This is a genomic window from Streptomyces sp. NPDC058231 (genome assembly GCF_042882275.1).
Classification (GTDB): Bacteria; Actinomycetota; Actinomycetes; order Streptomycetales; family Streptomycetaceae; genus Streptomyces.
Map to the genome: position 1 here is coordinate 16,433 of NZ_JBHVWN010000031.1, position 10,659 is coordinate 27,091.

Consider the following 10,659-nt stretch of genomic DNA (forward strand, 5'->3'; position numbering starts at 1 on the left):
GCATATTTCCATGAGAGAATGGAATGCGACGGCGCCGCGACGGCGAGGACGGCGTACGTCGGACCGGTGAGAAGGAGAAGGCGGCAGGCGTATGGTCAGGCCCACCCACGACGTCGAGTACGAGCAGATGCTGCTGAGCCGCCACGCACTTGTGCACCACAAGAGCGTCCGGCGCGAGGGCGGTCTTGAGCGCAGCGCCTACATTCTGCTCAGCCGGATCCGGATCCAGGGGCCCATGTCCATCGGCGAGCTGAGCGACGCGTTCGGTCTCGACGCCTCCACGCTCAACCGGCAGACCGGCGCGGCGATGCGCTCCGGACTCGTCGACCGCATCCCCGATCCGGACGGAGGGATGGCCCGCAAGTTCCGTCTCACGGACAAGGGTGCGCGTCTCCTGGACGAGGAACGCGAACGGACCGTCGAGGGCCTGGACCGCGTCATGGCCGACTGGTCGGACCAGGACATCGCGGGATTCGCCGCCTACCTCAAGCGCTTCAACACCGATATCGAGCGCCTCGGTGGACGTCCCTGGCCGCGCCCGTGAATGCGTCCGGTCGGCGGTGCTGCTCGAAGGTTCGAGACTGCCGCCGGCCGGCTCGGTCTGCCCGGACCGGGCGTCGAGCCCTCTCGGCGAAATGTTCGTCGGCCTGGTCGGATCGTTTCAGGGCCGTCACATGTGATGCGGCGTCTGCCCCCTTTGAGTGAGACGGCGTACGGTGGGGCATCGGATCCTGGGGGACCTGTGAGTCTGAAGAACGCCTATTTGGAGACCGCGGCGCGGGCCGTGACACTGCTGGACGCACCGGAAACGGCCGCCGCCTGGAGAAGACCCAGCGCGTTGACGCAGTGGACCGTCGGTGGCCTGGCCGGCCATCTCATGTACCAGATCTTCAGCGTGGATCAGGTGCTGCAGGAACCGGAGTCCGAGCAGGAACCGATCTCGTTGGTGGAACACTACGAGCGTGCCGAGTGGATCGGTGCCCCGCTCGACGGGGAGGCCAACTCCGGAATTCGGGCGAAGGGTGAAGGCATCTCATCGGAAGGGGTGCAACCGCTGCGGGCGCGTGTCGGTGCCGCGCTCGACGAGCAACGAACCGGCTTGGGTGAAGTGCCCGACGACCGGGTCGTGTTCCTTCCGCAGACCGGGTGGGCGCTGTGTCTGGACGATTTCCTCGTGACGCGGCTGGTCGAGCTCGCTGTCCACATGGACGACCTGGCGGCCGGTGTCGGGCTTCCCACGACAGAGCTTCCGCGTGCTGCTTTCGATCCCGTACTGAGGCTGTTGACCGAGCTTGCGGTACGACGGCATGGCCAGACGGCGTTGCTGCGGGCATTGACCCGCGTGGAGCGGGCGCCCGCTGCGATCAACGTGTTCTGAGCGCTCGCGGCAATCGGCTCTTGCCCGTTCGACCGGCAAGGAGGCGTACCACGCTGCCGTCGACGGCCCGGGCTTGTCCGGTCGCCGCAGCTGGAGGTCGTGCGTATCGCCCCTCCACGAGGCGTGGAGTGGCTGTTCGTTGACCGGTGAGAGGAGCAGGCCGTCGGTTCTGTCCTTGAGTACCTACGTGAGACTCGCCTCGGCGGACCGGCGATGGTTCGTTGCCGGCGTAGGAGATTGATCCGGCTCCACCCGTCCCGGGCAGGGCGCGGTGTACTAACGTGCCCGGGATGATGACGGCTGATGATGTGCTGTCCGTGCTGGAACGGCTGCAACAGGCAGGTCTTGCCGTCTGGATCGGTGGCGGGTGGGGCGTCGACGCACTGATCGGCGAACAGACCCGTGAGCACCGTGACCTGGACCTGATGTACAGCGGTGATCACGAAGCCGGCGTTGTCGAAGTGCTCGACGACGCGGGCTTCACGGAAAGCCTGAACTGGCGGCCGGTACGGTTCGTGGTCACGGCCCCGGGCGGACGAGAGATCGACCTTCATCCTCTGGCCTTCGCATCCGACGGTTCCGCGGTGCAGGCTTCTTTCGATGCGGAGCACCCATTTCTCTATCCCGCTCCGTGCTTCGTGACCGGCCGGATCGGTGGCATGACGGTTCCCTGCCTGTCAGCGGAACAGCAGAACTACTTCCACCAGGGTTATGAGCCGACCGATCGCGATCGTCACGACATGGCGCGGCTCCGCGAGGCGTTCGGGATCGCCACTCACTTCTGAGAAGTCGACCGGTGGGTTCGATCGGCGATCCGGTCCCTGCATCGGGAGGTCGGTCCGATGGATACCGGATGCATGGGTGACCTGCTCTCACGGCTGTGGGAAGAGCACATGCGCGAGCCATTCCCACCACACATGCGCGGTCGGGAGATCGATGGCGAAGACATGGTGTTGCTCGACGCGGACATGGCCGGCTGTGTCCTCTCGTCGCTCTCAGGGCCTCTTGATGCGAAGCGCCACAGAATCCTGCTCATCCGCCTCGCGGCCGTCGAGAAGGTCCTGCCGTCGATCGAGGATGAGGACGGCGCGATCGAGTACCACGAGCGCCTGCGCGAAATGGCCGCGGTGGCAGTCGAACTCGGGAACACCAAAGCCCGGTAGCGTCGAGTGGTGCGGCAGTGGACCGGCCGATGGCTTGCTGTTCGGCGCGGGTACGGGCGATGGCGAGGCGGAAGGAGTCGGTGCCGGACTTGATACATGTTGCCGCCGAAGGTGAGGCGGTCGACGATGACCGCGCGAGGCGGAGGCGGTGGGTGGACTCTGCTCCGAAGGCCCCGGGCCCGCGGCAGCTACACCGTCCGCGTACCAGAAAATCCCTGGTCCAGGCGGAGGCCGTCCGACGATACTCCCTACTCATGAGGCATGACGATCTCAATCGGGAAATCCCGGACAACCCGGCACTACGACGAATCCTGGGACGGCCCGGCGGCGCGGAGCTGCTGGACACGCTGACCCATGGCATGTCCGGCGGAGATCTGACCACGCTGCTGCTCGAGGTGTTCCGGCGCCGAGCGAACCGGCACTCGCCGGCGGAGGTGATGAGGCGCTACCGCAGCGATCGTTTCGTAGCGCCGGCGCCGACCGGCTTCACCGCGCTCCGCCGCGCCGAAGACGCGTTGATATCCGTACTGCCCGATGACTTCGAGATGCTCGTGCTTGCCCCCGTTCTGCCTCTGGCAGCTCATTCGGCCGTCGCGACCGTCGATCCGCGCAAGGTGATCGCAACGGTTCGCGGCAGCGAGGTCGCCGCCGACCCGACCAACGCCTTGGCCCTGGAAGCGTCCCTACGCCGTTCCCTGGCCCTGGCCGCCGATCCTCGTTCCGACGTGCCGGTCCGCCTGGCGGCCAGTCAGCGTGTCACTCGCGCACAGCACTTCAACCGCCCCGGGATGCTCGCCCACTTCCAGATCTTCGGTCTGGTGACCGCCGGCCGGGATGCCGGCAACCGGTCCTTCGAGCATGAGCAGTTGGCCGAGCACCTGCGGTTCGCGACCAGGGCGTTGGCCGCTGCGGGGGCACAGCACACACAGATCCGGCTCACCTGCCTGGAGGAAGCGAGCCGTCCGATCACCGATCGGATGTGTGAGGACTTCGCCGCGCAATCAGGCGTTGAAGTCGTCGAGGACCGGGATCGGACGACCGGACGCGGCTACTACACGGGCGTTTGCTTCAAGATCTATATCCGCGTCGAAGATCGCTGTCTGGAAGTCGCCGACGGCGGGTTCGTCGACTGGAGCCAACTCCTCACCGGCAATCGCAAGGAACGCCTTCTGATCAGCGGCTTCGGTGTCGACCGACTCTCCGAGACTCTGGCATCGCCGCCGAGGACCAGCCTCCGCCGAAATAGGAGATGGCGGCGCGCTCGACGCCCGGGCCTTGCCGACAAGGGAAACAACTTCTGGTTCCGCGGCTGCATCCGTAGGCCGATGGGACATCCGCCTGGGCCGACGACGGGTACCCCGTACGCGGCGCGCCACCGCTCCGCGAGAACCTCGTCGGTTCCATCGGACGGAAAAAAAGTAAAGGCAAGGAGAGCTCTCTCCTTGCCGCTCTCAACTTATAGCGCACTGGGGGGCTTGCCGCAAGGACCGGGTCATGGCGCAGAATCGTCGGCCTATGCCACATTCTGCGGAAATGGGAGCACGACGTGCGTGTGTTGTTGTCGGGGTACGGGGGACGCGGTGACGTCGAACCAGCGGTGGGACCGGCAGCGCAGTTGCGGGGGTGTGCGCCGTCCGACCGGGCGGAGCGGCCGGTCGTCTCGTCGGAGGGAAGGCAACCGGGGTCGGGGGCCGGCTCGACAGAGTGGGAGGCGCCGGTGATTCGATCGGCCACCGCAGTGCGATGGAGCACGGCTGCCTCGGAGGTATCGCAGTGACTGAGCAGTACGTGTCGGGACTTCAAGAGGTCGACGAGACGCAGGTCGCGGTCTTCGGTGGCAAGGGCGCGCACCTGGGCGGGCTGTCGCGGATCGAAGGCATCCGCGTGCCGGGTGGCTTCTGCGTGACGACGGACGCCTTCCGGCGGATCATGGCTGAAGCGCCGTCGATCGACGATCGGCTCGATCAGTTGTCGCGCCTCGACCCGGACGACCGGGAGGCTATCCGCACGCTCAGCGCGCAGATTCGTCGGACCATCGAAGAGATTGCCATCCCGGGCGATCTCGCTGCGGCGATCACCCACGCGCTCGCCCGGTTCGGCGAGCAGGCCGCCTACGCCGTCCGATCCAGCGCGACCGCGGAGGATCTGCCGACGGCCTCCTTCGCCGGCCAGCAGGACACGTACCTGAACGTCGTGGGGCCGACGGCGGTCCTCCGGCACATCAGCCGGTGCTGGGCCTCGCTGTTCACCGAGCGGGCCGTGACCTACCGCCGGCGGAACGGCATCGACCACCGTACGGTCCACATGGCCGTGGTCGTGCAACAGATGGTCTTCCCGCATGCGGCCGGCATCCTCTTCACCGCCGACCCCGTCACGGGCAACCGGAAGGTCGCCACCGTGGACGCCGGCTTCGGCCTCGGCGAGGCCCTGGTCTCCGGCCTGGTGAACCCGGACGTCTTCAAGGTGCGACACGGCGAAGTCGTCGCCAAGGCGATCGCCGCCAAACAGCGCGCCGTTCTCGCCCTGCGGGCCGGCGGTACGCAGGAAGTGGCGATCGACTCGCAGCGGCAGGAGCAGCCGGCGCTGACGGATGCGCAGGTCGTGAAGCTCGTGCAGCTCGGGCGGCAGATCGAGGCGCACTTCGGCGGCCCCCAGGACATCGAATGGTGCCTGGTCGATGACGGCTTCCAGATCGTTCAGAGCCGGCCGATCACGACGCTCTTCCCCATCCCCGACACCGGCGACCAGGAGAATCACGTCTACGTCTCCGTCGGTCACGGACAGATGATGACCGACCCCATGAAGCCTCTGGGGCTCTCCATGTGGCGACTGACGGCCATGGTGCCGATGCACGAGGCCGGCGGGAGGCTGTTCGTCGACGTCACCCGACGCCTGGCCTCGCCCGCGAGCCGCGCCGGCCTCCTGGACGCCATGGGGAAGGGTGACCCACTGATCAGGGACGCTCTGGAGACCGTTCTCGACCGCGGCGATTTCGTCCCGTCGCTCCCGGACGCAGGTCCCGGCGGGCCGCCGGCCAGGGGTGCGTCCGCCCCGGTCGCGACCGATCCGGCCATCGTCACCGAGCTGATCGAACGCAGCCAGGTGTCCATCGCCGCCCTGGAGCGCGCCATCCGGACGAAGACCGGACCGGCGCTGTTCGACTTCCTGCTGGAGGCCTTCGAGGAGCACAAGCGAGTCCTCGGCGAGCCGCTGAACATTCAGGCGATCATGGCGGGGATGGAGGCCACGTGGTGGCTCAACGACAAGCTGCAGGAGTGGCTGGGCGAGAAGAACGCGGCTGACACGCTCACGCTGTCCGCCCCCGACAACATCACGTCGGAGATGGGACTGGCGCTGCTCGACGTCGCGGACGTGATCCGCCCGCATCCGGAGGTGGTGGCGTTCCTGCAGGGCGTCGAGGACGAGGACTTCCTGGACGAGCTGGCGAAGCTCGCGGGCGGGACCGAAGCGCGCGACGCCATGGAGGCCTACCTCGACCGGTACGGCATGCGCTGCGTCGGCGAGATCGACATCACGAGGCCACGTTGGCGCGAGCGCCCCACCACGCTCGTGCCCGTGATCCTCGACAACGTCAGGATCTTCGAGCCGGGCGCCGCCGAGCGGCGCTTCGAACAAGGGCGGAAGAAGGCGCAGGAGAAGGAACAGGACGTGCTGTCACGGTTGCGGGCCCTGCCGGACGGGGACCGGAAAGCCGACGAGACCAAGCGGATGATCGACCGGGTGAGAACGTTCATCGGGTACCGGGAGTACCCGAAATACGGCATCGTCACCCGCTACTTCGTCTACAAACAGGCCCTGCTGGAGGAGGCCGAGCGCCTCGTGCGGGCCGACGTGCTTCCTGAGAAGGAGGACATCTTCTACCTCACGTTCCAGGAACTCCACGACGTCGTACGCTCGAACCGGGTGGACGGCCAGCTCATCCAGCAGCGCAAGGACGCGTTCCGGTCGTACCACGCGCTCACACCGCCCCGGGTGCTCACATCGGATGGTGAGGCCGTCACCGGGGCGTACCGGCGCGACGACGTGCCGGCCGGCGCCCTGAGCGGCCTACCGGTTTCCGCCGGGACCGTCGAGGGAAGGGCCCGCGTCATCCTCGACATGGCGGAGGCCGATCTCGAAGCGGGCGACATCCTGGTCACGACCTTCACGGACCCCAGCTGGTCGCCGCTGTTCGTCGGAATCGCGGGCCTGGTGACGGAGGTGGGCGGCCTGATGACCCATGGCGCAGTGATTGCCCGGGAGTACGGCTTGCCGGCCGTTGTGGGTGTGGAGCAGGCCACCCGGCTGATCCGCGACGGGCAGCGGATCCGCGTGCACGGAACCGACGGGTACGTCGAGATCCTGTCCTGACCGACCACACCGAGAAGCCTCATCCGTAGCTTCGACGAGGACATGGTGGTGAAAGGCCGACCGGGGGAGGTCCCCCGGTCGGCCTTTCACCACTCAGCCCGCCGCGGAGTGGAACTCCCGCCGCAGTTCGGCGATACCGCTGACCTCCCGCGTCGGATGGACCCGGTTGGTGAGCAGCACCGCATAGCGGCCCGTGTCCGGATCGATCCAGAGGCTCGTCCCGGTGAAACCGGTGTGACCGTACGAGGCCGGGCCGAAGGAGGGGCCCACGGGGGAGCCGTCCGGGTCCTGACCCTGCCAGGCGAGCCCGCGGCGGAGGTTGAGCCCGTCCGTGTGCGGGGCGGTCATCAGCGAGAACGTTTCCGGGCGCAGTAGTTCGCGGGCTCCGCCCGCCAGGGCGATGGCCAGCCGTTCAGTGTCGGCAAGTGTCGCGAAGAGCCCGGCATGGCCGGCGATCCCGCCGAGCACGGCGGCGTTCTCGTCGTGCACCTCGCCCACGACCGTCCTGCCGCGCCAGGGGCACTCCTCGGTCGCGACCGCACGCATCCGATCTGCGGCCGCCGGAGCGAAGCCGGTGTCCTCCAGGCCCAGCGGACGGCACACCAGCTCTGCCACCAGTGCGTCCAGCCCCTGTCCGGCGGCGTGTTCCGCGATCAGGCCGAGCAGCATGAAGCCCTGCGAGGAGTACTCGACCCGTTGACCGGGAGCGGACCGCAGCGGCAGCGTCCCGAGGGCGGAGAGCAGTGACTCGCGAGTGGGGTGGCTGCGGTACATCGGGACCTGTCCCGGCAGGCCCGAGGTGTGGGTGAGCAGGTCGGCAACGGTCAGTGGCGCCTTGTCGGTGTCCCGGAAGCGGGGGAGATGAGCGCCCACCGTGTCGGCCGGCGACAGCGCGCCGCCGTCCGCGAGCGCCATGACGACCAGGCCCACGACCGGCTTGGTGACGGAGGCGAGATCCCACAGGTCCGTGCCGTCCAGCTCCGCCCCGCCCCAGCTCCGGGTGCCCAGCCACCCCCGGTCCGCGGGGCCCTGCGCGGAGCCCACCGACCACGCGGCACCCGAGTAGAGCTGCCGCGCCCGCCCTTCGGCCAGCACCTCGACACGCTTCTTCTCGCCCGGCGCGTGCGCACGACCCGACGCCTGCACCGTTCCCCGCTCCACCATCGCCTGCTCCACTTCCGGACCACCCGCTGTGTTCACCGGTCACTCCACCGCCGGCCGCCGGACTGTGTGTCCTCGCGTGCCACCGCCAGCCTGGCGCGCCCACCGGAACCCGGCCCCGCGGAGACCGAACGTGCCGCCGCCCGGACCATCGGGCCGTACAGGTCGACGCCTGCCTCGTCCAGGGTGAAGACCAGCCCGGTGAGCGCGACCGCCCCCACGATCCGCCCCTCCTCGTCCCGTACCGCCGAGGCGATTGCGCGCCGGTCCTGCTGCTCGTACTGGTCGTCGAGTGCGTATCCACGCTCCGCGGCCGCGGCGATCGCGGCCCGCAGCGTACCGGCGGGCACCGGCAACGGATGGCCGCTGGCCTCCTCGGCCGCGAGGGCCAGCTCGGTCTCGGAGGCCGGCAGAGCAGCCAGCATCGCGAGGCCGGGTGCCGAGGCGAGCAGGGGAGCCCTTGATCCCGGACGCAGTTCGAGCGCGTACTCCCGGGCCGGTTCGGACACCTCCAGACAGACCGCGGCGTCCCCGTCCCGTACGGCGTAGTGCGCGAGCAGTCCGGTGCGGGTGCGCAGATCCGCCAGCACCGGCCGGATCAGCCGCATCCCGGGGCCGCAGTCGAGCGCGGCGGCAGCGAGGCCCAGCAGCCGGGGACCCGCCCGGTAACTGCCCCCTTCCGCGGGCTCGGCGAAGCCGGAGTTCGCCAGGCTGCGCAGCAACCGGTGCACGGTGGGTTTGGTGAGCCCCGTACGGCGGGCCAGGTCCGCCAGGCGATGCGGTGCACCCGTCTCGACCAGTGCGGACAGGACCTCCATCGCCTTGTCCACCGGGCCCATGACGGAGTGTTCGCCAGCCTGGCCCGTGGGCGGCTGCTCCTTCGAACGGCTATTGACCGGTTTCCCCATGTCGCTTAGCTTACCCCCACTGCATTCCATCTGTCGGAACGGGTGTGTTGTTCAATGGAACGAATACGTGGAGGATGGACGGGGGGCCGTGGCCGCCCCTCCCGCCGAACGGTCCTTCGCTGCGGAGGCGTGCTGCTCCCCGCCGTCGCCGCGCCGACACTGCTCACCGGCTGCGGTACGGACCCCGCAGCCGGCGCCGGCAACGTCCTGCGGGTCTCCCAGACGGGTGACCCCAAGACCATGGACCCGCAGAAGCAGGGCGACATGACGTCGATGAACGCCCTGATCAACATGTTCGACACGCTCACCACCCGGGGACGCGACAACACCCTTCGCCCCCGCCTCGCCCTCTCCTGGAAGGCCCTCTCGCCACGCGTCTGGCGCTTCCGGCTCCGGCCCGGCGTCGCTTTCCACAACGGCGAGCCCTGCGACGCCGCCGCAGTGAAGTTCAGCATCGAACGCCTCCTCGACCCGGCGACCAAGTCGCCCATCGTCGAACTGCGTTACGTCAAGGGCGTCTCCGTCGTCGACCGGCTCACCGTGGACTTCCACACCACCGTCCACGACCCGATCCTGCCCGACAAGGTGTCCCTCTTCGGCGGGGTGATCGTCCCCCCGCGCTATCTGGCCGAGGTCGGCGACGACGGCTTCGCCGCCCGCCCCGTCGGCACCGGACCGTTCACCTTCGTCCGGTGGCAGCGCGACCACGAACTGCGGATGCGCGCCAACGAGCATCACTGGCAGGGCAGCCCGCACATCGACGAACTCGTCTTCACCCCCGCCCCGAACGCGTCCTCCGCGCTCGCGGTACTCCAGAGCGGTGGTGTGGACCTCGTCGCCGGACTCACCCCCGATGCCGCCCAGCAGCTCGACGGCTACACCGGTGTGAGTCTCGACAACCACACCGGGATCCGCACCTCGTACCTCTCCCTCAACACCCTTGACGCGGGACCGCTCCAGGACCGCCGGGTGCGCCAGGCGCTCAACCACGCAGTCGACGTACCCCTGCTCATCAAGGCCGTTCTCGGCGGGAAGGGGACCGAGGTCCCCGCGATGATCCCGCGCGGTGCCTTCGGCTTCGACGAGAGCATCAAGCCCTTCAGACGTTCCCTCGCCAACGCCCGCGCGTTGCTCACCGAGGCCGGCCACCCGCACGGTTTCAGCACGAGCCTCACCGCCTCCAACATGGACGCCGACGTCGCGGAGGCGATTTCCGGGCTCCTCGCCCGCGCCGGGGTGCACGCGAAGGTCGACCTCCTCGATCCCGGCACCTACGCCCAGCGCCTCACCTCCGACAACCACGGAGCGCTCGGACCGATGTACCTGGCGGCGTCCACGGTATGGACACTCGACGGCGAGAGCATGATCCAGTCCAACGTGCGCAGCGAACGGCGGCAGAGCCGCTGGCACAACAAGGAAGCCGACCGGCTCGTCGACCTCGAAGAACTCTCCGTCGACCCGGACACCCGGCAACGCGCCTTCTCCGACCTCCAGCGGCTCATCAGGACCGAGGCGCCCTTCGTCCCCCTGTACCAGATCGACAACATCTACGCCCGCAACCAACGGCCCCGCTGGACACCCGGATCCGCCGGCGTCCTCGACATGGCGAGCGCGAAGGTCTCCCGATGAACGAGCTCCTGACCCCCACCGCCCCCGGCTCCCACGAGGACCCCGAGCC

The 10,659-nt window shown here is 68.6% G+C and carries 9 protein-coding genes; 7 read left to right on the forward strand and 2 right to left on the reverse strand.

Going from position 1 to position 10,659, the window contains the following annotated elements; genetic code table 11:
• Positions 1 to 91 precede the first annotated feature (91 nt).
• From ACFVXE_RS21065 to rph, 6 genes are all read left to right on the forward strand, one after another.
• On the forward strand, positions 92 to 544 hold the full coding sequence (locus ACFVXE_RS21065) for a MarR family winged helix-turn-helix transcriptional regulator (protein WP_389673008.1): 453 nt from the start codon (positions 92 to 94) through the stop codon (positions 542 to 544).
• 198 nt (positions 545 to 742) lie between these two features.
• Positions 743 to 1,378 (forward strand): maleylpyruvate isomerase N-terminal domain-containing protein, encoded by a 636-nt coding sequence (locus ACFVXE_RS21070; protein ID WP_389673009.1) that lies wholly within the window; start codon positions 743 to 745, stop codon positions 1,376 to 1,378.
• A gap of 290 nt (positions 1,379 to 1,668) precedes the next feature.
• Positions 1,669 to 2,163 carry a nucleotidyltransferase domain-containing protein gene (locus tag ACFVXE_RS21075; RefSeq protein WP_389673011.1) on the forward strand — a complete coding sequence of 165 codons (495 nt, stop codon included), beginning with the start codon at positions 1,669 to 1,671 and terminating at the stop codon, positions 2,161 to 2,163.
• 72 nt (positions 2,164 to 2,235) lie between these two features.
• Positions 2,236 to 2,541, forward strand: coding sequence for a hypothetical protein (locus ACFVXE_RS21080; protein WP_389673013.1), 306 nt, complete (start codon positions 2,236 to 2,238; stop codon positions 2,539 to 2,541).
• Positions 2,542 to 2,795: 254 nt separating this feature from the next.
• Positions 2,796 to 4,262 (forward strand): hypothetical protein, encoded by a 1,467-nt coding sequence (locus ACFVXE_RS21085; protein ID WP_389673015.1) that lies wholly within the window; start codon positions 2,796 to 2,798, stop codon positions 4,260 to 4,262.
• 52 nt (positions 4,263 to 4,314) lie between these two features.
• The gene (gene rph / locus ACFVXE_RS21090; RefSeq protein ID WP_389673016.1) at positions 4,315 to 6,912 is read left to right on the forward strand and encodes a rifamycin-inactivating phosphotransferase; all 2,598 of its coding nucleotides are present in this window, start codon (positions 4,315 to 4,317) and stop codon (positions 6,910 to 6,912) included.
• A 93-nt stretch (positions 6,913 to 7,005) separates the two neighbouring features.
• Here rph and ACFVXE_RS21095 read toward each other — a convergent pair whose 3' ends face one another.
• Together ACFVXE_RS21095 and ACFVXE_RS21100 are read right to left on the reverse strand one after the other, a co-directional pair.
• Positions 7,006 to 8,076 carry a serine hydrolase domain-containing protein gene (locus ACFVXE_RS21095; protein ID WP_389673120.1) on the reverse strand — a complete coding sequence of 357 codons (1,071 nt, stop codon included), beginning with the start codon at positions 8,074 to 8,076 and terminating at the stop codon, positions 7,006 to 7,008.
• Positions 8,077 to 8,108: 32 nt separating this feature from the next.
• Positions 8,109 to 8,981, reverse strand: coding sequence for an IclR family transcriptional regulator (locus ACFVXE_RS21100; RefSeq protein ID WP_389673018.1), 873 nt, complete (start codon positions 8,979 to 8,981; stop codon positions 8,109 to 8,111).
• A gap of 54 nt (positions 8,982 to 9,035) precedes the next feature.
• On the opposite strand from ACFVXE_RS21100, the gene ACFVXE_RS21105 reads away from it, so the two are divergent.
• Positions 9,036 to 10,610 (forward strand): ABC transporter substrate-binding protein, encoded by a 1,575-nt coding sequence (locus ACFVXE_RS21105; protein ID WP_389673020.1) that lies wholly within the window; start codon positions 9,036 to 9,038, stop codon positions 10,608 to 10,610.
• The last annotated feature ends 49 nt before the right edge of the window (positions 10,611 to 10,659 follow it).

Excerpts from the sequence above, each read along its gene's own strand:
- ACFVXE_RS21080 (WP_389673013.1), top strand. The coding sequence starts at position 2,236 with ATGGGTGACCTGCTCTCACGGCTGTGGGAAGAGCACATGCGCGAGCCA.
- ACFVXE_RS21085 (WP_389673015.1), top strand. The coding sequence starts at position 2,796 with ATGAGGCATGACGATCTCAATCGGGAAATCCCGGACAACCCGGCACTA.
- ACFVXE_RS21100 (WP_389673018.1), bottom strand. The coding sequence starts at position 8,981 with ATGGGGAAACCGGTCAATAGCCGTTCGAAGGAGCAGCCGCCCACGGGC.
- ACFVXE_RS21105 (WP_389673020.1), top strand. The coding sequence starts at position 9,036 with ATGGAACGAATACGTGGAGGATGGACGGGGGGCCGTGGCCGCCCCTCC.
- ACFVXE_RS21075 (WP_389673011.1), top strand. The coding sequence starts at position 1,669 with ATGATGACGGCTGATGATGTGCTGTCCGTGCTGGAACGGCTGCAACAG.
- ACFVXE_RS21095 (WP_389673120.1), bottom strand. The coding sequence starts at position 8,076 with ATGGTGGAGCGGGGAACGGTGCAGGCGTCGGGTCGTGCGCACGCGCCG.
- ACFVXE_RS21065 (WP_389673008.1), top strand. The coding sequence starts at position 92 with ATGGTCAGGCCCACCCACGACGTCGAGTACGAGCAGATGCTGCTGAGC.